Genomic DNA, 19,498 nt, shown 5'->3' on the forward strand with positions numbered 1-19,498 from the left:
GCACGGATCGTGCGGGCCGTCGCGACACCCCACGGCAAGACGGGGTTTCCAAAGGGCTCGGCCCTTTGGCGGGATCTGGGGCAGAGCCCCTGAAACCCCAGGGCAGGGGAGGCGGCAGGGCGCACCTGCCGCCCCGTCGTCAGTGGGCTGCGGCCGCAGCCGGGACGTCGATGATCATCTGCTGGAAGAACGGCACGTAGGCCTGGAGCATCACGAACAGCCCGACCAGGCAGGCCAGCGCGACCGAATGCCAGAACACGAAGCGCAGGATCTTGCCTTCCTGGCCAAAATAGCCGGTGGCCGTGGAGGCGACGACGATCGACTGGGCGTCGATCATCTTGCCCATCACGCCGCCCGACGAGTTCGCCGCCGCCATCAGCACGCCCGGCAGGCCGAGCTGCTCGGAGGTGATGCGCTGGAGACTGCCGAACAGCACATTGGAGGCCGTATCCGACCCGGTCAGCGCGACGCCCATCCAGCCGAGCAGGGTGCCGAAGAATGGGTACAGAATGCCGGTGCCCGCGAAGGCGAGGCCCAGGGTGGCGTCGACGCCCGCGTAGCGGGTGAGGACACCAAGGGCCAGCATCGCCGCGATGGTGATCAGCGAGTAGCGCAGCGCCCAGATGGTCTCGATGTAGGCGGTCACGAGCCGCACCGGCGAGAACCGCATGATCAGGCCGGAGATGATCGCCGCGATCAGCACCCCGGTCCCGGTGAAGGACATGTAGGTGAACAGGAAGACCGCACCCTCGGGCGCCGGCTTCGGCACCACGGGCGGAACCTTCATGATCGCGTTGTGAAGGCCCGGCACCTCGTATTTCCAGGTGAAGAGCGGGTTCACGATGCCCTTGAACCAGCCGGTGCCCCAGATCGCCACGATCACCGACAGGATGATCCACGGCAGCCAGGCCATCAGGATCTCGCGCTGCGAGGCGGTGCGCGCGCCGATATGGACCGGGGGGCTGCCGGGAACGCCGGCACCGAGCGCCACGGGGCGGGGGGTGGCGAGCGCCAGGGACGGGTCGTGGCCGCGCAGGGCCGGCGAGATCCAGATCTCCCGGGGCTGCCAGACCTTGAGGAACAGCACGAGGGCGAGCATCGCGGCGAGCGAGGCGCCGATGTCCACGATCCAGGGATTGACGTAGTTCGAGATCAGGAACTGCGCCACCGCGAAGGACGCGCCGCAGACCAGGATCGGCGGCCAGACCCGGATCATGCCGCGGAAGCCCGCGAACACCCAGATCAGCCAGAACGGCACGATCAGCGAGAACAGCGGCAGCTGCCGGCCGATCATCGCGCCGAGGATCTCGGGCGGATAGCCGGTGACCGAGGCGAGGCCCTGGATCGGCGCGCCGAGCGCCCCGAAGGCGACCGGGGCGGTGTTGGCGATCAGCGACAAGCCCGAGGCCGCCAGCGGCGAGAAGCCGAGGCCGATCAGGATCGCACCGGTGACGGCGACCGGGGTGCCGAAGCCGCCCGCGCCCTCGAAGAAGGCCCCGAACGCGAAGGCCACCAGCAGGAGTTGCAGGCGCCGGTCGGCGGTGATGCCGGCCACCGATTGCTGCAGCACCGAGAACCAGCCCTTCTCCACCGTCAGCCGGTAGAGGAAGATGACGTTGAGGATGATCCAGCCGATCGGGAAGAAGCCCGTGACCATGCCGAGGATCGCGGCCCGGGACGCGAGGCCGGCCGGCATGCCGAAGCCCACGACGGCGACCAGAAGCGCGAGGCCCAGGGCGATGACGGCCGCAATATGGGCCTTGACGCGACCGCTCGCGATCATGGCGAGGAGGGCGATGACCGGCACGGAGGCGGCCAGGGTCGAGAGCCAGGGGCTCCCGAACGGATCATAGACCTGATTCCAGGTTTGCAACGGGCGTCCTCCGATTTCCCGACTTCACGGGTTTCGGCCTAGCTAGCAGAGCGACACCAGCCGCTCAACAGACATGCATCCTGTATTCAGGGGGTGGTTTTACCGGGACTTCACGATCGGCCCACGCTGTCCTCGCGGGCGCCGCCAAGCAGTCCCGTGATGCGCCACGTTCGGGGATCACACACGGCCCTGAGTTGCTTCGCTGCGCCTGCGCGGACAGGGAACGTCGAGGCCAGCCGGCCCAATTCGGCCTGCCACAAAAACCTCAGGCCGTCGCGATCTCGGATCCGCCCAGATCCAGGTTAGGCGAAGCCGGGCGGACGCCGGCGGCGGGCTGAGCCTCGCCGCGGCCGGTGGCGATGCCCCGCAGGGCGGCCCGCACCTCGGCCTCGGCGGCGGCGGTGGCCGACTTGCGGTCGGTCGAGGCCTCGAAGGCGATGGGCTGGCCCCAGACCACGTGGACGTCGATCGGCCCGCCGTTCACGAAGGCGGCAAGATGCGGCGCCAGCTCCATGTCGCCGTACCAGGCGATCTCGGAGCGCTCGGAGCGCACCACCGGCAAGCCGTTGCGCCGGGGGTAGGCGATGGCCAGCGGCTGGAGGCGCACGCGGCCGCGCCCGGCCTCGGCCTGCAGCGCCGCCCGGGCCGCACCGACCAGGGCGGAGCGGAACGGCAGGAGCCGGTTGCCGTCCCCGGTGGTGCCTTCGGCGAACAGCACCACCAGCTCGCCCTCGGCCAGGCGATGGCCCATCATGGCGCTGACCGTGGCGGTAGCGCCGCGGCGCTGCCGGTCGATGTAGATCGTGCGCTGGAGCGCCGCGAGGCCGCTGATCACCGGCCAGCCGGCGATCTCCGACTTCGCCACGAACGAGAGCGGGCGCAGTGACCCGATCACCACGATGTCGAGCCACGACACGTGGTTGGCCAGGACCAGGGCCGCCTCTCCGGCTTCCGGCGGCGTCCCGGATTGCGTCACCCGGACGGAGAACAGCCACAGGAAGGTGCGGTGGAACAGGATCGGCGCCACGGTCGAGCGGCGGCCGAGCAACCGCAACGCCACCCAGTGCGGCGGCCCCAGCACCAGGAAGGCGAGGGCGAGGGCCGCGATCCGCGCGATGAGGCCGAAGCGGTTCACGCCGTTACAGGTCGGCGCTCATGGTCAGCGCGGTCGCCCGGCTGCCGTCGGCCTTGAGGTAGTAGCCGGTGCGCTCGCCGACCTTCCGGAAGCCGTGGCGGGCGTAGAGCTTGAGCGCGGGGGCGTTGCCCTCGTCGACCTCCAGATGCACCCGGGCGATCCCGGAATGCGCCAAGCTGGAGAGGTGCTCGCGCAGGAGCCGGCGGCTATGGCCGCCGCCGCGCAGCGCCGGGGACAGGACCACGGTCAGGATCTCGGCCTCGTCGGCGGCCCGGCGCGACAGGACGAAGCCCTGGAGCGTCCCGGTCCGCCATAGGGCATGCGCCTGCGTCGAGCGCTCGCACAGCAGGCGTTCGAATTCGTGGGCCTCCCAGGGCCGGGCGAAGGCCGTGGCGTGGAGCCGGGCCAGGGCCGGTGCCTGCGCGGCGTCCGAGAGGGAGGTGACGTAGGGTTCCGGGGTGAGGGCATCCCACCAGGCGGCCCACCAGTCGAGGGGCCAGAACGGGAGGGGACGCGTCATTGCCGCGCGATCCTGGCATGGTCCTGGGGCCGTGCATCGGGCCCGCGGAGATAGAGCGGGCGTGGCAGCGCCTGGGCCGGATCGGCCACGAGACCGAGCGACGCCACGGCGGTGATATCGGCCGCGCCCAGGCCGGCGACCCGCGCGCTCACCCCGCGGGCGGCGAGGGCGGCCGCCACCAGGGGGGCCCCCGAGCCGGTGAGCACCACGGGGCCGGATCCCAGCCGCTCCGCGGCAATCTCCACCGGCAGGTGGGCGGGGGCGAGCCCGTCGCTCGGGCCGAGGGCCTGGACGTAGACGGCGCCGTGCCGGGCATCGATCGCGGCGGCGATCACGCCCTCGCCGGATTCCGCCAGCAGCGGCGCCAGCAGGGCGGAGAGGGTGCCGACGCCGACGACCGGCTTGCCGGTGGCGAGCCCGATGGCCCGGGCCGCCGAGAGGCCGACCCGCAGCCCGGTATAGCTGCCGGGCCCGACCGTGACGGCGATGCGGTCGATCGCCTCGAAGCCGCCCTCCACCCGGGCGATCACACGCTCGATCAGCGGCAGCAGCGCCTCGGCATGTCCGCGCACCATCGGCAGCGACTCGGCCGCGAGCGGCGCGTCGGCATCGTCCGCGGCGACGCAGGCGGCGCACAGGTCCAGCGCTGTGTCGATGGCTAGGATACGCACGCCCACTCCCGAATGCCGGATCGGACCGACGACCGCCCCCGTTCCGCCCCGAAGGACGCGAAGGTCCTAGCGATAGAACAAAACCGCAGCCCCGTCAGCGCAAGGCGCCGGTGAGAGCCGCGTTGGCAGTGAGGTGTTGCCGGCTTGCGCCGGTCGGCAGGCGCGCCAGCCCTCAGGCCGCCCGGGAAACCACCGGATACGCACGACCTCGCCGAACCTCACGCCGAGTCCATGCCTGAGCGAGTCCATGGCCCGGGAAAGTCCCTCGACGTGCCCCGGCCGCGGGCTTGCTGGGCGAACGAGGACGCGCCCCTCGACAGCACCGTCCCGTAAATCGGACCCGTGACGATGCTGCAGGTCGTTGATTCCGCGTCGTCTTTGTCCGAGAGCCGACGGCCACCTTTCGGGACGATGCTGTCGCGTCTGGAGGCCGCCCGGCCGCAGCGTCATCGGGCGCAGCTTCGGGCGAGTCGTCAAACGCAAAGCGCCGGCGGTCGCGAGACCGCCGGCGCCGATCCGATCAACGTCCAGGGGACGGCGCGCGGTCCTCAGACCGCCTGGACCTCGCGGATTTCCGGCAGGAAGTGCCGGAACAGGTTCTGCACGCCGTGCCGCAGGGTGGCGGTGGAGGACGGGCAGCCCGAGCAGGCGCCCTTCATCTCCAGGTAGACCACGCCCTCCTTGTAGCCGCGGAAGGTGATGTCGCCGCCGTCACCGGCCACCGCCGGGCGGACCCGCGTCTCGAGCAGGTCCTTGATGGTCACGACGGTGTCGTGATCGGCCTCGTCGTAGAACTCGTCCTCGCCGCCCTGATCGTCGAGGCCGCCTTCGGCCATCACGGGGGCGCCGGACTGGAAATGCTCCATGATCGCGCCGAGGACGGCGGGCTTCACCTGGGCCCATTCCGAGCCGTCCTCCGCCTTGGTGACGGAGACGAAGTCGTGGCCGAAATAGACGCCGGCGACACCGGGAACGGCGAACAGCGCCGACGCGAGGGGGGAGCGGACGGCCGTCTCGGCATCCCGCGCCTCGAAGGTGGCTTCGGGCAGGACGACGCGGCCGGGCAGGAACTTGAGGGTCGCCGGGTTCGGCGTGGCTTCGGTCTGGATGAACATGGTCGGCGAACTCCGCTGCGCCGGTTCAAGGCCGGCCGGGACAGGCACCGCAAGGTGCTGCGTCCCATGTGGACCGGCGGGGGGATTTTCTCAACCGGGCCGGAGCGCCCGGAGAGTGGACATTCGCGCCACGCCCCTTCAGGACGGGCCGAACGACAGGCTGACGGAGCCGGCAGTGGATGTAACCGGGGATGGGATGCTCGCCCAGGACTTGCTGAACGACCTGCGGGCGGCGCAGGCCAAGCTGGAGGCCGCGCGCGAGGACGCGGCGTCGCTCAAGGTGCTGCTCGCCCTGCGCACGCACCAGCACGATCTGGCATGGCAGGACGCGCAGCGTCTCGGGGCCGAGCTGGAGGGCGTCCGCGCCCGGGCGAGCGCCCTGGAGGCCGACCTCGCCGAGGCCCGGACGCGCACGGCCTCCGCGGACGCGCTGGCGGAGGCCGACGAGCGCACCGAGGCCGTCCGGGCCGTGCTCGGCGCCGTGCTGGACAGCATCGGCAGCCGCGCCCTCGACCGGCGCCGGTTCCAGGAGATCATCGCGCGGGCCGGGCGCGCGGCCCCGACCGACGGTCCCGGCGCGGCCCGGCACGCGGTGCTGCTGACAGAGGCGCGCCGGGTGCTTGGCATTCCCGGATAGGGCGATCGGCGGACCAAGTCCGCGGCCGGCGGCACAGTTAACCGGCCCTTAACCCGACGCTCGCATCGTCGATCCCAGGACGGACAGGAGATCGGACGCATGCAGATCAGCGAGCAGCACGTGCGCGAATGCGCCTACTACATCTGGGAGAACGAAGGCCGGATCCACGGTCGTGCCGTCGCCCATTGGATGCGCGCCGAGGCCGAGCTGCGCGCCGGCGTGGTGCTGGCGGACGGCCAGGCCGCCGAGGCCAAGCCGGTCGCCGTGAAGGCCGCCGCCAAGGTTTCGGCTCCGAAGGCCGCCGCCGCCAAGACTGCGGCTCCGAAGGCCCCGGCCAAGGCCGCCGCGGCCAAGACCGTGACGCCCAAGACCGTGACGCCCAAGGTCGCGCTGGCCAAGCCGGCCGCCGCGAAGGCCGCCAAGGCCTCGAAGGCTGCCGTCACCGCCGGCCTCGCCGCCAAGGCCAAGCCGGCCCGCGCCCCGGCCTCGATGCACTGAGCCGACGGCGCCGTCACACGGCTCCATCAGAAGCCCGCCCCTCCGCCGAGGGGCGGGCTTCTGCCGTTTCCGCCCGGTGAAAGCCCGGAACAGGCCGCCCCCGCCCTCGTTGTTCGGCCGGATGCGTACGCCGTGCGCCACAACAGGGGCCCGCGATGCGCGCCGTGATCTTCGACATCGACGGGACGCTGCTCGACAGCGTCGACCTGCATGCCCGCGCCTGGGTCGAGGCCTTCGCGCATTTCGGCGTGGCGACCGAGGAGGCGAAGGTCCGCAGCCAGATCGGCAAGGGCGGCGACGAGTTGATGCCGGTGTTCCTGCCGCCCGAGCGCGTCGCGCGCGAGGGCAAGGCGATCGAGGGCTTCCGCTCCGACCTGTTCAAGAAGACGTACCTGCCCGAAGTCCGGCCGTTCCCGGGAGTCCGGCCGCTGTTCGAGCGTCTTCGCGCAGCCGGTCTGAAGATCGCGCTGGCCTCCTCGGGCAAGGGGCCCGAGGTCGAGCGCTACCAGGAAATCCTGGGGATCGCCGATCTCGTCGACGTCGTCACCAGCTCGGACGACGCGGATCGCTCGAAGCCGCATCCCGACATCTTCGAAGCCGCCGTGAAGAAGCTGGACGGTCTCGACAAGGACGCGATGATCGTGATCGGCGACACGCCCTACGACGCCGAAGCGGCGTCAAAAGCGGGCTTGCGCACCATCGGCGTGCTCTGCGGCGGCTTTCCGGAGGCCGATCTCTCGGCCGCGGGCTGCGTCGCGATCTATCGCGACCCGCAGGATCTGCTCGACGGATTCGATCGATCCCCGCTGGCCGCAGGCTGAGCGGCCGCAAAAGCAAGCTCTTTCAGAGGCGCAGCCCGCGTCGTCCACGGTTTCCCGCTGTCGGTGTTGCAGTGCGGTGACGGAGCCCGATGCCGGCTACGTAAAACCACGAATGGGGCTGGCGCGGCGCGGCGGGAAGGCGTAGCCACCCGCCCGCCATCTGGAACGTCTCCAAGCACGAGCGCCGCGCATGCCCCAGACTCACCAGGCCAGTCCCGCACCGCGCTTCGTGCCGGCGGCCAAGCCCCTAACGGACCAGATCGCCGAGGCGATCGCATGCCGGTCGACGCCACTCAGCCATCTGCTGCGGCTGATGGCGGCGCTCAACGCCGAGGGCGGCAACGAGGTGCTTCGCCACAAGCTGCGCGCCCGGATCGGCGCCCCGTTGCTCGACGCCTGAGCCCGTAACGCCGGCGGCGCATCAGCGCTGCCGATGCGGATGATTCGGTGGTCGCGCGGTGGCCTGGGTCGTCCGCGCCATGCAGGCGAAGTAGATCTGCCGGCCGATATCCTCGAGCTCCAGCCCGTTGGGGTTGGGCGCGGAGAACACCTTGGCGCGGGCCTCGTTCCGGCAGGCCGCATCCTCCGGGCTGCGGATCGGCGGCTCGGCCCGGGCCGGCTCGCCTCCGAGGAATGCCGCGACAATTGTAGCCGACACCAATGCGGGGACCCGCGTCCTGGCTTGGATACTCAACATACCGGAGCGTATTCCTCGTTGAACCGAGCCGCCGAGATAGGGCGGATCGCCGTGCCGTGAAGCTTCGTCAGACTGCGGTCTCCTGCCGAAATGCGGCGCTCGATCAATGTCGGGGTGCCGCGTTCGGTCGGTGGTCGGGGCCTCACGGCACGACCCACAGGCAGCGGCCGGCGCCCGCCACCGTCATGCATTCATAGGGTGCGCCGCCGATCAGCGCCCGCTGCTCCACGGTTCCGATATCGGCCCGCGCGATCTGGCGGCACCCGGCCTCCGGCGCCTCACGGGCCGGGCCGGTCGCGGCATCAATCCGGCGCGTGGCGATCAGCGTCTCGCAGGCGGTGACGGTGGTTCGATCCTGCGCCGAGGCATAGCCCGCCCCCAGGAAAACGATCGGCATCGCCGCCAGCAGGGTTCGTGAGCGCATCGTTTCCTCGCCGTTCACGTCGTCTTCTCGAAGGACGACGGGTCACGCCGCGCGTCGTGCAAGACGGCGGCAACTCTCAACCGGCGTCGGCGGGGGAGGGTTGCGCTTCTGCTGGCGCCGCAAGGGTTGGCGATCGCCAGCACGATTTTGTCCTCCAGCACGATTTTGTCCTGGAGACGTCCCACAGTCTCGCAGATCCCGGCTTCCCTCCGACGGATCGATGGCGACAGACCCGAAAACGACAACGCCGCCCGCCTGGGAGGGCGGACGGCGTTCGCGCGCGCGATGGATGCGCGCCGGGGCCGGCGCGGCGCCTCAGCGCTTGGCTTTGGCCTTGCGGGCGGCGTAGCGCGCGTCGCGCTGGGCCTTCTTCAAGGCGAGCTCGGCAGACTTGCGCTCTTGCGCGGCAGCGAGTTCGGCGGCTTCGCGGGCGAGCCGCGCCGTGAGCTCGGCCTCCTCGCGCAGACGCTTCTCCTCGGCAGCCTTCCGCTCGGCGGCGATCCGGGCGGCCTCGCGCTCGCGGGCGCGCTCTTCACGGGCCTGGGCGATCTCGGCCCGGGCCTTGGCCTTGGCGATCACCTCGGGATCGTCGGCCGGCGGGCGGGCCTTGAACTTGGCCAGCAGGGCGGCCTTGGCGCTCTGCGAATGCTGGCGGCGGTCGTCGAAATTCCGGTAGTCGAATGCGCTCATCTGACCTTTCTCGGTTGGGTACGTCACGCGTTTCGCGGGGACGACCGGCGACGCCGGCCACGTACGGAGACTACGGGTTCCAGAACCGTCCCCGGGCCCTGGAACCGCACCGATCCATCGGCAATACCGATGGTCCGACCCGAGCGCTCGGGTCACGCAAAAGCGCTCGGGTCGAACCATGTCTGATAAAAACGGGACAGCCCTTAGACCCAGCCTGCCCCGAGACGCAATCGTGTCTGCGTGCCGAGGTGGCCGCCAAGGCGACAATCCACGGCGACTCTGTAAAAGATTTGCCCGACGATGCCGAAAAACCTCAAGCCGACGATGGGACGCAGTGATCGCGAACCGCGTTTCGCCGGTTGCCGGTTGGGCCGAGCCGCAGGCTCGTTCTGATGCGCGAGAGGTAGGTCGCGCGCTTCGCGACGGCAAGAACAACGGTGCGGCATCGATGCCGCATCCTCCCATCGCAAGGCCGCCGAAAGTCGAAACCGATGGCGCAAGGAGCCTCGATGCGCACGATCACCCTCTCCGCGATCACGGCGGAGGCTTTCGCGCCCTACGGCGAAGTCTTGGACACCCCCGCGTCTCCGCCGCGCCAGGACCAGGCCGGGCAAATACAGAACACGCGGCCGACGGCGCGCGCCAACCTCGCGCTGATTCAGAGTGACCCGATGGACCGGCTGATGCCCCTGCACCGCCTGGAACGGCACCCGCATTCCAGCCAGGCCTTCGTGCCGCTCTCCGTCGCGGCCTATGTCGTGGTGGTGGCCCCGGATCGCGACGGCAGTCCGGACGAGGAGGGGATCCGGGCGTTCCAGGTCCCGGGTCAGGTCGGAATCAACTACCGCGCGGGTGCCTGGCACGCCCACATGATGACCCTGCAGGCCCCGGGCGTCTTCGCCATGCTCGTGCACGAAGACGGTACCGACGCGGATTGCAGCTTCGCCCCGATCGAACCGCTGACCGTTGCTTTCCCCGAGGGTGCGTGAAAATGCAGCAGGCGGTGTCGCAATCTGGAGTGATTTCGTTGTGCGACGAAATCCGCCCAAAAATTGGGCAGCGCGAACCCGTCGATGCGCAGGACGGCGCGGCGCGAACGGCACGATGCCTGCTAATCGACGAACCGGCCGGCTGCCGACATCGCCGGTGCGAGGAACGCGATGCCTGAGACGCCCCCTCCGTTCGACCCGGATGCCTACGCGGCGGCGGCCGCGCCGCTGCTCGGCCTCGAGATCGATCCGGCCTGGATCGCGCCGGTGACCGCGAACCTGCGCGTCCTCGCGGCGGCGGCCGAGCTGGTGGCGGGCTTTCCGCTCCCCGACGCGGTCGAGGCGGCGCCGAGGTTCGAGGCATGAGCGTGCCGGCCAATTCCGACGCCGCGACGATCGCCGCCGCGATCACCGAGGGCCGTGCGAGCGCCCGCGCGACCGTGGCTTCCGCCCTCGACCGGATCGCCCGGATCGACGGCCGCGTCGGCGCCTTCACGGACGTGCTGACCGAGCGGGCGCTGGCCCGGGCCGACGCGCTCGATGCCGCGATCGGCCGGGGCGAGCCGGCCGGCCCGCTCGCCGGCGTGCCGTTCGCGGTGAAGAACCTGATCGACGTCGCCGGCCTGCCGACCCGCGCCGGATCGACGATCAACCGGGACCGCCCGCCGGCCGCGCGCGACGGCACCGTGGTCCGGCGCCTGGAGGCAGCCGGGGCGATCCTGGTCGGCGCGCTCAACATGGGCGAGTACGCCTACGACTTCACCGGCGAGAACGTCCACGACGGCGACGCCCACAACCCCCACGCCCTCGACCACATGACCGGCGGTTCCTCCGGGGGTTCGGGCGCGGCCGTGGCGGCCGGTCTGGTGCCGCTGACGCTGGGCTCCGACACCAACGGCTCGATCCGGGTGCCGTCCGCCTTCTGCGGCTGCTTCGGTCTGAAGCCGACCTACGGGCGGATCAGCCGGGCCGGCAGCTTCCCGTTCGTCGGCAGCCTCGACCATCTCGGGCCGATGGCACGCAGCGTCACCGACCTCACCCTGGCCTACGACGCGATGCAGGGCCCCGACCCTGAGGATCCGGTCGCCACCACCCGGGCGCCGGAGCCCGCCGCCCCGGGCCTCGAAGCCGGGATCGGCGGCCTGCGCATCGCGGTGGCGGGGGGCTACTTCGCCCGCGGCGGAGACCCGGAGGCGTTCGCCGCGGTTGCCCGCGTCGCCGAAGCGCTGGGGGCGAGCTGCACGGTCGAGATCCCGGAGGCCCACCGCGCCAGGGCCGCAGCCTATCTCATCACGGCGGCCGAGGGCGCGACCCTGCATCTGGACCGCCTGCGCACCCGGCCGCGGGATTTCGACCCGGCGGTGCGGGACCGGCTGATCGCCGGGGCGATGATCCCGGCGCCGTTCGTGGAGCGCGCCCAGCGCTTCCGCCGCTGGTACCGGGACGCGGTGCTGGCGCTGTTCGACGGCGTCGACGTGATCCTGGCGCCGGCCACGCCCTGCCGGGCGCCGAAGGGCGGCCAGACCCACTTCGTCCTCGACGGCGTGACCCTGCCGGTGCGGGCCAATATCGGCCTGTTCACCCAGCCGATCTCGTTCATCGGCCTTCCCGTGGTGGCCGTGCCGGTGCGGCTCGATGCCGGGTTGCCGCTCGGCGTCCAGGTCATCGCCGCGCCCTGGCGCGAAGACCTGGCCCTGCGGGTCGCCCGCCAGCTCGAGCGGGACGGGATCTGCACGGCACCCGTGGCGGAGCTGTCCTGATGGTCATCGACGATCCCGCCGTGAAGGCCGAGGTCGAGGCCGCGTTCCGGGCCTACGAGATCGCGCTCACCACCAACGATGTCGCGACCCTGGAAGCCCTGTTCCGGGACGATCCCAGGACCATCCGGTACGGCATCGGCGAGAACCTCTACGGCATGGACGCGATCCGGGCCTTCCGGCGTGCCCGCTCGCCCGTGGGCCTGGAGCGGGCGCTGGCCCAGACGGTGATCACCACCTACGGGCGCGACTGCGCCACCGCGATGACCCTGTTCACCCGGGACAACGCCCCCGGCAGGACCGGCCGCCAGAGCCAGACCTGGGTGCGCTTTCCGGATGGCTGGCGGGTGGTCGCCGCGCATGTGAGCGTCATCGACGCCGGGTAATCGTGAGACCGTGCATGGGCCGGGGCCTGTTGGCCGCGGGCTTGCATACGGTCGATGGCATTCCGGGTCCCAGGCCCGGACCAGAGCGAGTACCCGAACCGATATGCTGTCTCGTCTGAAAACCTTCGGCGCCCGTGCGGCGCTGGCCGGTGCCCTGGCACTCTCCGCGAGCACCGCCGCCCTCGCGCAGGGCACGCTGCGGATCGGCATGACCGCGTCCGACATCCCGCTGACCACCGGCCAGACCGACAATGGCGGCGAGGGCATGCGGTTCCTCGGCTACACGGTCTATGACGGCCTGATCAATTGGGACCTGTCGAGCGCCGAGCTCGCCTCCGACCTCGTGCCCGGCCTCGCCACCAGCTGGGCGGTCGACGCCGCCGACAAGACCAAGTGGACCTTCAAGCTCCGGCCGGGGGTGAAATTCCACGACGGCTCCGACTTCACCGCCGACGCCGTGGTCTGGAACCTCGACAAGCTGCTGAAGTCGGACGCGCCGCAATATGATCCGCGCCAGTCGGCCCAGGGCAAGACCCGCATCCCGGCGGTCGCCTCCTACAAGGTGATCGACCCGCTCACGGTCGAGATCGTCACCAAGGCCCCCGACGCGACGCTGCCCTACCAGATCGCCTGGATCATGATGTCCTCGCCCGCGCAGTGGGAGAAGGTCGGCAAGTCCTGGGACGCCTTCGCCAAGCAGCCCTCCGGCACCGGCCCGTGGAAGCTGACCCTGTTCGCCCCGCGCGAGCGCGCCGAGATGGTGCCGTTCAAGGAGTACTGGGATAAAGACCGGGTGCCCAAGCTCGACAAGCTCGTACTGGTGCCGCTGCCCGAGGCCAATGCCCGGGTCGCGGCGCTGCGCTCCGGCCAGGTCGACTGGATCGAGGCGCCCGCGCCCGACGCCGTGGCCTCGCTCAAGGGCGCCGGCTTCACGATCGTCACCAACGCCTACCCGCACAACTGGACCTGGCACCTGTCCCGGGTCGAGGGCTCGCCCTGGAACGACATCCGGGTCCGCAAGGCCGCCAACCTCGCCATCGACCGCGACGGCCTGAAGGAGCTGCTCGGCGGCCTCGCCATCCCCGCCAAGGGCTTCATGCCCCCCGGCCACCAATGGTTCGGTCACCCGACCTTCGACGTGAAGTACGATCCGGACGCCGCCAAGAAGCTGCTCGCCGAGGCCGGCTACAGCCCGGCCAAGCCCCTGAAGCTGAAGGTCGCGATCTCGGCCTCGGGCTCGGGCCAGATGCAGCCGCTGCCGATGAACGAGTTCGTCCAGCAGAACCTCGCCGAGGTCGGCATCCAAGTCGATTACGAAGTGGTCGAGTGGAACACGCTGATCAACATCTGGCGGGCCGGCGCCAAGGCCGACATCTCCCGCGGCGTGTCGGCGATCAACTATTCGTACTTCATCCAGGACCCGTTCACCGGCTTCATCCGCCACCTCCAAAGTAACTTCGCCCCGCCGAACGGCACGAACTGGGGCTATTACAGCGACCCGGCGATGGACAAGCTGTTCGACCAGGTCCGAACCACCTTCGACAAGCCCGAGCAGACGAAGGTCCTGGAGAAGGTCCACGAGAAGTTCGTGGACGACGCGCTGTTCATCATGATCACGCACGACGTGAACCCGCGGGCGATGAGCCCGAAGGTGAAGGGCTTCGTCCAGGCCCAGAACTGGTTCCAGGACTTTTCGAAGATTACCATCGCGACGGCGGGGCGGTAGCACCACCGGCTCCCTCCCCCCTCTGCGGGGGAGGGTACCTGCGCAGCAGGGGGGAGACGGGCAGCGCGACGACGCGGGTTTCGGCTCCCGGCGCATCCTTTTCGGGCGCGTCGCTCCCCTCTCCCGACCCCTGCTGACGCAGGGGCCACCCTCCCCCGCAGAGGGGGGGAGGGGAATTTTCCGGCCACGGCAAGGCACGCGATGCTGATCTACATCCTCAAACGCCTGGTCTACGTGACGCCCGTGGCGTTCGGCGTCAGCCTAGTCTGCTTCATGCTGGTCCACCTGGCGCCGGGCGATGCCCTGAGCGCGGTGCTGCCGGCGGACGCCACCCAGGAGACCATCAACGAGATGAAGGCCGCCTACGGCTTCGATAAACCTTTGCCGGTCCAGTACCTGATCTGGCTGTGGCACGTGCTGCACGGCGATCTCGGCACCTCCATCGCCACCGGCCGGCCGGTGCTGGGCGAAGTCACCCGCGCCGTCATCAACTCGCTGATCCTCGCCTCGGTGGCGACCGTGATCGGCTTCACCTTCGGGACCCTATTCGGCTTCGTGGCCGGCTACCACCGCAACTCCGTGGCCGACCGGGCGGCATCCGCGCTCTCGGTCTTCGGCGTGAGCGTGCCGCATTACTGGCTCGGCATGGTGCTGGTGATCGTGTTCTCGGCCACCCTCGGCTGGCTGCCGCCCACCGGCGCCGGGCCCGACGGCTCCGGCAACTGGCGGCCCGATTTCGACCATCTGCGCTACCTGATCCTGCCGGCGGTGACGATGTCGGTGATCCCCACCGGCATCATCGCCCGCACGGTCCGGGCGCTCGTGGCCGACATCCTGGCCCAGGACTTCGTCGAGGCCCTGCGCGCCAAGGGCATGGACGAGTTCGGCGTGTTCAAGCACGTCGTGCGCAACGCCGCCCCGACCGCTTTGGCGATCATGGGCCTCCAGCTCGGCTACCTGCTCGGCGGCTCGATCCTGGTCGAGACCGTGTTCGCCTGGCCCGGCACCGGCTTCCTCCTCAACGCCGCGATCTTCCAGCGCGACCTGCCCCTGCTCCAGGGCTCGATCCTGGTGCTGGCGATGTTCTTCGTGGTCCTCAACCTGCTGGTCGACGTGATGCAGACCGCCCTCGACCCGCGCATCGAACGCGCCTGACCCGGAGGCCGATGATGACCGCACCGATCACCGCCGCCTCCATGGCCCTCGACGGCGGCGTGCTCTCCGCCGGGGACGTCGCTCCGGAGGCCGCCTTCGTCCCGTCCCGCGGCTTCTGGGGCCATGTCGGCCACCGCCTGGTGCGCGATCCCGTAGCCATGGGTGCCGGGGCCTTGATCCTGCTCGTGGTCCTGATCGCGATCCTGTCGCCCTGGATCACCCCGATGGACCCGTACAAGGGGTCGATGCTGCGCCGGCTCAAGCATGTCGGCGACGCCACCTACTGGCTGGGTTCCGACGAGCTCGGGCGCGACATGATCAGCCGGCTGATGCTGGGCTCGCGGCTGTCGCTGTTCATCGGGGTCACCCCGGTGCTGATCGCCTTCGTGATCGGCTCGGGGATCGGCATCCTGGCCGGCTATGTCGGCGGCTGGACCAACACGATCCTGATGCGCACCATCGACGTCTTCTTCGCCTTTCCCTCCGTGCTGCTGGCGATCGCGCTGTCCGGGGCGCTGGGCGCCGGCATCTTCAACTCGATCGTGTCGCTGACCTGCGTGTTCGTGCCCCAGATCGCCCGGGTCGCCGAGAGCGTCACCACCGGCATCCGCAAGCGCGACTACATCGACGCGGCGAAGCTGTCGGGCGCCTCGCCGCTGACGATCATGCGGGTGCAGGTGCTCGGCAACGTCGTCGGGCCGATCTTCGTCTACGCCACCAGCCTGATCTCGGTCTCGATGATCCTCGCCTCGGGCCTGTCGTTCCTGGGCCTGGGCGTGCGCCCGCCGGAGCCGGAATGGGGCCTGATGCTCAACACCCTGCGCACCGCGATCTATGCCAACCCGGTGGTCGCGGCCCTGCCGGGCGTGTGCATCTTCGTCGTCTCGATCGCCTTCAACATGTTCTCGGACGGCCTGCGCGCGGCCATGGAAATCCGCCAATGACGGAGATTCGCCAGTGAGCGTCATCCCGGACGCCCCCGACCCGTTCGACCGCGACCGCGGCGGACCGGCCCAGCCGCTCCTGTCGGTCTCAGGGCTCTACAAGCACTTCCCGGTCCGCAAGGCCGGCGGCAAGAAGCAGGTGGTGCGCGCCGTCGACGGCGTCGATTTCGATGTCCTGAAGGGCGAGACGCTCGGCATCGTCGGCGAATCCGGCTGCGGCAAGTCCACCACCGCCAAGCTGCTGATGGGCCTGATCGAGCGCGATTCCGGCTCCCTGCTGTACGACGGGCAGGCCGTGGGCGAGCGGGTGATGCCGTGGCGGTCGTACCGGCGCCAGGTCCAGATGGTGTTCCAGGACAGCTACGCCTCGCTCAACCCGCGCATGACCGTGGAGCAGTCGATCGCCTTCGGCCCGAAGGTCAACGGCGTGCCCGGCCGGGAGGCGGTGGAGCGCGCCCGGGCGCTGCTCGCCCGGGTCGGCCTGGAGCCGAAGCGCTTCGCCGGCCGCTACCCGCACGAGATCTCCGGCGGCCAGCGCCAGCGGGTCAACATCGCCCGCTCGCTGGCCCTGGAGCCGCGGCTGGTGCTGCTCGACGAGGCGGTCTCGGCGCTGGACAAGTCCGTGGAGGCGCAGGTGCTGAACCTCCTCCTCGACCTCAAGGCCGAGTTCGGCCTGACCTACATCTTCATCAGCCACGACCTGAACGTCGTGCGCTTCATCTCCGACCGGGTGATGGTGATGTATCTCGGCCGGGTCTCCGAGATCGGCCCGTCCGACACGGTGCTCGACGCACCCGCCCATCCCTATACCGAGGCGCTGCTGGCCTCGATGCCGTCCCTCGACCCCGACAACCGCACCCAGGCTGCGCTGCTGCAGGGCGACCCGCCGAACCCGATCGACCCGCCCTCCGGCTGCCGGTTCCATCCCCGCTGCACCCTCGCCGAGCCGATCTGCGGCGAGAAAGAACCGCCCCTCGACACGGTCGGGCCGCTGCACCGGGTGTCGTGCCTCGCCCGCCAGCCGGGCTCCGGCCATTCCGCCGCCCCGGCCCGGGCGCTCGCGGCATGAGCGCTTCGATGTCTCCTCCAGAGCCGGCCGTCACCCTCGGGAACCTGCGCGTCGCCTTCGGCAAGGTGCAGGTCGTCGACGGCGTCGACCTCACCGTGGAGCGCGGTCAGGCGATGGCGCTCATCGGCGAATCCGGCTCGGGCAAGAGCGTCACCCTGCGGGCGATCCTGCGGCTGTTCCACGAGGGGCGCAGCCGGATCGAGGGGACGATTCTCGCCGCCGGCCGGGACGTGCAGGCGCTGAGCAAGCGCCAGCTCGCCGATTTCCGCGGCGGCGACGTCTCGATGATCTTCCAGGAGCCGCTGCTGGCCTTCGACCCGGTCTACACGGTCGGCCAGCAGATCACCGAGGCGATCCGGCGCCACGAAAAGATCTCGAAGGAGGACGCCCGCAAGCGCGCGCTCGCTTTGTTCGAGCGGGTGCGGATCCCGAGCCCGGAGCGGCGGCTGGACAATTACCCGCACGAGATGTCGGGGGGCATGCGCCAGCGCGCCATGATCGCCCTCGCGCTCGCCTGCCACCCGCAGGTGCTGCTCGCCGACGAGCCAACCACCGCCCTCGACGCCACGGTGCAGATCCAGGTGCTGCTGCTCCTGCGCGAGCTTCAGCGCGACCTCGGCCTGTCGATCATCATCGTGACCCACGATCTCGGCGCGGCCGTCGAGGTCGCCGACCGGATCGCCGTGATGTACGCGGGCAAGATCGTCGAGACCGGCACCGCGCACCAGGTCGTGCTCGACCCGCACCACCCCTACACGATCGGCCTGCTGCGCAGCCGCGCGGAGGGGGCGCTGGCGAAGGGTTCCCGGCTCCAGACCATCCCGGGCAGCCCGCCCGACCTCGCAAACCGGCCGCCGGGCTGCCCGTTCGCGCCGCGCTGCTTTCTGGTCGAGGAAAGATGCCGCCAGGAGATGCCGCCGGTGGGCGAGATTTCCCCGGGTCACAAGGTGGCCTGCTGGCGGACCGACGAGGCATCGGCCGCCTACCGGGCGGGACCGACGCCGGTGCGCGCGGCGGAGCCGGTCCCGGCCTGACCGCCGGGGATCGACGCATCCGCGCGAAGTCTTTATCCGGGCTCGCGCGGCGTTCAGGCGGCGGATCACCGTGCGACCGGCCGCCCGAGCATCGCGATGAGCCAAGCCTCTCCTGAGATCGTCCTGGTTCCCCGCGGTGAGGCCGGCCATTTCCTGCCGGCGGCCCTCGGCTGGATGGGCAAGCCGGTCACCGTGACGGCCCACCCCGGCGCTTCCAATCACATCCTGTGCCTGCCGGTGCTCGATTTCGTCCGCCTCGGCTTCCCGGAGGCGAACGGGCGGCTGGACCTGCTCGAGCCCGGCGATGTCGAGAATCTGCGCTCCGGCCGGGCGGCCCTGTTGCTCGACCTGTCGAACGAGGGGCCGGGCCTGCACGCCCCGACCTTCGAGGCCCTGCACCGCAACCTCGAAGCGCTCGGCATCCCGCGGGCGCAGGTCGTCCTAGTCAGCCAGAACCGGCTGCTGCGGCTCGATTACGAGGGGCTCTACGGCGAGGGCCTGCGCTTCTGGACCTTCGATTTCTTCCCGCTCCAGGTCGCCCTCTGGCTCGACGCCGAGGCCGGCCCAAAACTCTTCCCCCAGCATCCCCTCGACCGGACCGGCGACGCGCCGCTCGCTCACGCCGCCGGCCCGGCCCGGTTCCTCTGCCAGAACGCGGCCCTGCGCTGGCACCGGGTGCTGCTCTACCGCTGGTTCCAGCTCAACGAGCTGGAAAGCGACGGCCTGATCTCGTTCCACGGGATCGGCGCCGACAACCCGAAGGCGGGCGGGATCGACGTGTTCCACGCGCCGCCGGAGATCGGCACAGCCTTCGGGCCGCTGCTGGCCGATATCGGCACCTGGATCCCCCGGCAGGCCAGGCTGCTCGATACCCCGGCGCCGGGCGGCGACATGGTGTTGACGCTCGATTCCCAGGCCTATGCGGCTTCCGACCTGACCATCATCTCCGAGACCGATTTTTTTGAAGTGGGCGTCGAGCGCATCACCGAGAAATCGCTGAAGGCCGCCGCCATGGGGCTGCCCTTCGTGATGGTCGGCGCCCCCCGCGCCGTCGCGCTCCTGTCGGAACTAGGCTTCCACACCTTCGGCAGCCTGATCGACCACCATTACGACCGGATCACCGACCCGATCGAGCGTCTGCCGCAGGTGTTCCGGTCGATCGCGGCGGCCTGGGCCGATTGCAAGCGCGACCGCACCGCCTGGCAGCGCCGGGCATGGGAGCAGGCCGAGGCGAATGTCGCGCATGCGCGCCACGGGCTGCTGCGGCAGCTCGACCGGGTGATGGTCGCGCCGCTGGTGGACCGCCTGGCCCGGTTCATGGAAACGGGCACCCTCGTGCACTGACCCGCGCCCTGTT

Annotated in this window: 22 protein-coding genes; 14 read left to right on the forward strand and 8 right to left on the reverse strand. The window is 70.4% G+C overall.

Annotated features, from left to right (window positions below):
- Positions 1-139 precede the first annotated feature (139 nt).
- The 5 genes from MKL11_RS12100 to MKL11_RS12120 all read right to left on the reverse strand — a co-directional run bounded on the left by MKL11_RS12100 (position 140) and on the right by MKL11_RS12120 (position 5,314).
- On the reverse strand, positions 140-1,873 hold the full coding sequence (locus tag MKL11_RS12100) for an L-lactate permease (protein ID WP_243943596.1): 1,734 nt from the start codon (positions 1,871-1,873) through the stop codon (positions 140-142).
- A 265-nt stretch (positions 1,874-2,138) separates the two neighbouring features.
- Complete coding sequence (locus tag MKL11_RS12105; RefSeq protein ID WP_243943598.1) at positions 2,139-3,008, reverse strand: lysophospholipid acyltransferase family protein; 870 nt, start codon at positions 3,006-3,008, stop codon at positions 2,139-2,141.
- A gap of 4 nt (positions 3,009-3,012) precedes the next feature.
- Positions 3,013-3,528 carry a GNAT family N-acetyltransferase gene (locus MKL11_RS12110; RefSeq protein WP_243943600.1) on the reverse strand — a complete coding sequence of 172 codons (516 nt, stop codon included), beginning with the start codon at positions 3,526-3,528 and terminating at the stop codon, positions 3,013-3,015.
- Positions 3,525-4,199 (reverse strand): tRNA (adenosine(37)-N6)-threonylcarbamoyltransferase complex dimerization subunit type 1 TsaB, encoded by a 675-nt coding sequence (tsaB, locus tag MKL11_RS12115; RefSeq protein ID WP_243943608.1) that lies wholly within the window; start codon positions 4,197-4,199, stop codon positions 3,525-3,527. The genes MKL11_RS12110 and tsaB overlap by 4 nt, the downstream gene beginning before the upstream one ends.
- 548 nt (positions 4,200-4,747) lie before the next feature.
- Complete coding sequence (locus tag MKL11_RS12120; protein WP_243943610.1) at positions 4,748-5,314, reverse strand: NifU family protein; 567 nt, start codon at positions 5,312-5,314, stop codon at positions 4,748-4,750.
- Positions 5,315-5,429: 115 nt separating this feature from the next.
- On the opposite strand from MKL11_RS12120, the gene MKL11_RS12125 reads away from it, so the two are divergent.
- The 4 genes from MKL11_RS12125 (at position 5,430) to MKL11_RS12140 (ending at position 7,670) form a co-directional block, all read left to right on the forward strand.
- The gene (locus tag MKL11_RS12125) at positions 5,430-5,951 is read left to right on the forward strand and encodes an atp-dependent helicase (protein ID WP_243943613.1); all 522 of its coding nucleotides are present in this window, start codon (positions 5,430-5,432) and stop codon (positions 5,949-5,951) included.
- Between the two features lie 99 nt (positions 5,952-6,050).
- On the forward strand, positions 6,051-6,449 hold the full coding sequence (locus MKL11_RS12130; RefSeq protein ID WP_243943615.1) for a DUF2934 domain-containing protein: 399 nt from the start codon (positions 6,051-6,053) through the stop codon (positions 6,447-6,449).
- Positions 6,450-6,604: 155 nt separating this feature from the next.
- On the forward strand, positions 6,605-7,270 hold the full coding sequence (locus MKL11_RS12135; protein ID WP_243943617.1) for an HAD family hydrolase: 666 nt from the start codon (positions 6,605-6,607) through the stop codon (positions 7,268-7,270).
- A 190-nt stretch (positions 7,271-7,460) separates the two neighbouring features.
- Positions 7,461-7,670, forward strand: a complete 210-nt coding sequence (locus MKL11_RS12140; protein ID WP_243943618.1) for a hypothetical protein — start codon at positions 7,461-7,463, stop codon at positions 7,668-7,670.
- A gap of 21 nt (positions 7,671-7,691) precedes the next feature.
- Here the strand turns inward: MKL11_RS12140 and MKL11_RS12145 are convergent, their stop codons facing one another.
- The 3 genes from MKL11_RS12145 to MKL11_RS12155 form a co-directional block, all read right to left on the reverse strand.
- The gene (locus MKL11_RS12145; protein WP_313900746.1) at positions 7,692-7,928 is read right to left on the reverse strand and encodes a hypothetical protein; all 237 of its coding nucleotides are present in this window, start codon (positions 7,926-7,928) and stop codon (positions 7,692-7,694) included.
- Positions 7,929-8,109: 181 nt separating this feature from the next.
- A complete protein-coding gene (locus tag MKL11_RS12150; protein WP_243943623.1) occupies positions 8,110-8,391 on the reverse strand; it encodes a hypothetical protein in 282 nt (93 codons plus the stop codon).
- A gap of 315 nt (positions 8,392-8,706) precedes the next feature.
- Entirely contained in the window at positions 8,707-9,081 is a 375-nt protein-coding gene (locus MKL11_RS12155) for a DUF6481 family protein (protein WP_243943625.1), read from the reverse strand.
- A gap of 509 nt (positions 9,082-9,590) precedes the next feature.
- On the opposite strand from MKL11_RS12155, the gene MKL11_RS12160 reads away from it, so the two are divergent.
- The 10 genes from MKL11_RS12160 to MKL11_RS12205 all read left to right on the forward strand — a co-directional run bounded on the left by MKL11_RS12160 (position 9,591) and on the right by MKL11_RS12205 (position 19,485).
- Positions 9,591-10,070 carry an ureidoglycolate lyase gene (locus tag MKL11_RS12160; protein WP_243943627.1) on the forward strand — a complete coding sequence of 160 codons (480 nt, stop codon included), beginning with the start codon at positions 9,591-9,593 and terminating at the stop codon, positions 10,068-10,070.
- Between the two features lie 171 nt (positions 10,071-10,241).
- A complete protein-coding gene (locus tag MKL11_RS12165) occupies positions 10,242-10,436 on the forward strand; it encodes a DUF4089 domain-containing protein (RefSeq protein ID WP_243943629.1) in 195 nt (64 codons plus the stop codon).
- Positions 10,433-11,830 (forward strand): AtzE family amidohydrolase, encoded by a 1,398-nt coding sequence (locus tag MKL11_RS12170; RefSeq protein WP_243943631.1) that lies wholly within the window; start codon positions 10,433-10,435, stop codon positions 11,828-11,830. Before MKL11_RS12165 ends, MKL11_RS12170 begins: the two co-directional genes overlap by 4 nt.
- Positions 11,830-12,213: an oxalurate catabolism protein HpxZ gene (hpxZ, locus tag MKL11_RS12175; RefSeq protein ID WP_243943633.1), complete on the forward strand. Its 384-nt coding sequence runs from the start codon at positions 11,830-11,832 to the stop codon at positions 12,211-12,213. Before MKL11_RS12170 ends, hpxZ begins: the two co-directional genes overlap by 1 nt.
- Before the next feature lie 103 nt (positions 12,214-12,316).
- Positions 12,317-13,939, forward strand: coding sequence for an ABC transporter substrate-binding protein (locus tag MKL11_RS12180; protein WP_243943635.1), 1,623 nt, complete (start codon positions 12,317-12,319; stop codon positions 13,937-13,939).
- A gap of 201 nt (positions 13,940-14,140) precedes the next feature.
- Positions 14,141-15,094, forward strand: a complete 954-nt coding sequence (locus MKL11_RS12185; RefSeq protein ID WP_243943637.1) for an ABC transporter permease — start codon at positions 14,141-14,143, stop codon at positions 15,092-15,094.
- Positions 15,095-15,108: 14 nt separating this feature from the next.
- Positions 15,109-16,038, forward strand: a complete 930-nt coding sequence (locus MKL11_RS12190; protein WP_243943890.1) for an ABC transporter permease — start codon at positions 15,109-15,111, stop codon at positions 16,036-16,038.
- Positions 16,039-16,051: 13 nt separating this feature from the next.
- Positions 16,052-17,107 (forward strand): ABC transporter ATP-binding protein, encoded by a 1,056-nt coding sequence (locus MKL11_RS12195; protein ID WP_243943639.1) that lies wholly within the window; start codon positions 16,052-16,054, stop codon positions 17,105-17,107.
- A gap of 8 nt (positions 17,108-17,115) precedes the next feature.
- On the forward strand, positions 17,116-18,141 hold the full coding sequence (locus MKL11_RS12200; protein ID WP_243943641.1) for an ABC transporter ATP-binding protein: 1,026 nt from the start codon (positions 17,116-17,118) through the stop codon (positions 18,139-18,141).
- 96 nt (positions 18,142-18,237) lie between these two features.
- Positions 18,238-19,485 (forward strand): hypothetical protein, encoded by a 1,248-nt coding sequence (locus tag MKL11_RS12205; protein ID WP_243943644.1) that lies wholly within the window; start codon positions 18,238-18,240, stop codon positions 19,483-19,485.
- The last annotated feature ends 13 nt before the right edge of the window (positions 19,486-19,498 follow it).

It is taken from the genome of Methylobacterium sp. J-077, from assembly GCF_022829365.1.
Lineage (GTDB): Bacteria > Pseudomonadota > Alphaproteobacteria > Rhizobiales > Beijerinckiaceae > Methylobacterium.

Coding starts and splice junctions, on each gene's coding strand:
- MKL11_RS12110 (WP_243943600.1), bottom strand. CDS start 3,528: ATGACGCGTCCCCTCCCGTTCTGGCCCCTCGACTGGTGGGCCGCCTGG.
- MKL11_RS12120 (WP_243943610.1), bottom strand. CDS start 5,314: ATGTTCATCCAGACCGAAGCCACGCCGAACCCGGCGACCCTCAAGTTC.
- MKL11_RS12130 (WP_243943615.1), top strand. CDS start 6,051: ATGCAGATCAGCGAGCAGCACGTGCGCGAATGCGCCTACTACATCTGG.
- MKL11_RS12135 (WP_243943617.1), top strand. CDS start 6,605: ATGCGCGCCGTGATCTTCGACATCGACGGGACGCTGCTCGACAGCGTC.
- MKL11_RS12140 (WP_243943618.1), top strand. CDS start 7,461: ATGCCCCAGACTCACCAGGCCAGTCCCGCACCGCGCTTCGTGCCGGCG.
- MKL11_RS12150 (WP_243943623.1), bottom strand. CDS start 8,391: ATGCGCTCACGAACCCTGCTGGCGGCGATGCCGATCGTTTTCCTGGGG.
- MKL11_RS12155 (WP_243943625.1), bottom strand. CDS start 9,081: ATGAGCGCATTCGACTACCGGAATTTCGACGACCGCCGCCAGCATTCG.
- MKL11_RS12160 (WP_243943627.1), top strand. CDS start 9,591: ATGCGCACGATCACCCTCTCCGCGATCACGGCGGAGGCTTTCGCGCCC.
- MKL11_RS12165 (WP_243943629.1), top strand. CDS start 10,242: ATGCCTGAGACGCCCCCTCCGTTCGACCCGGATGCCTACGCGGCGGCG.
- MKL11_RS12170 (WP_243943631.1), top strand. CDS start 10,433: ATGAGCGTGCCGGCCAATTCCGACGCCGCGACGATCGCCGCCGCGATC.
- hpxZ (WP_243943633.1), top strand. CDS start 11,830: ATGGTCATCGACGATCCCGCCGTGAAGGCCGAGGTCGAGGCCGCGTTC.
- MKL11_RS12180 (WP_243943635.1), top strand. CDS start 12,317: ATGCTGTCTCGTCTGAAAACCTTCGGCGCCCGTGCGGCGCTGGCCGGT.
- MKL11_RS12185 (WP_243943637.1), top strand. CDS start 14,141: ATGCTGATCTACATCCTCAAACGCCTGGTCTACGTGACGCCCGTGGCG.
- MKL11_RS12190 (WP_243943890.1), top strand. CDS start 15,109: ATGACCGCACCGATCACCGCCGCCTCCATGGCCCTCGACGGCGGCGTG.
- MKL11_RS12200 (WP_243943641.1), top strand. CDS start 17,116: ATGTCTCCTCCAGAGCCGGCCGTCACCCTCGGGAACCTGCGCGTCGCC.
- MKL11_RS12205 (WP_243943644.1), top strand. CDS start 18,238: ATGAGCCAAGCCTCTCCTGAGATCGTCCTGGTTCCCCGCGGTGAGGCC.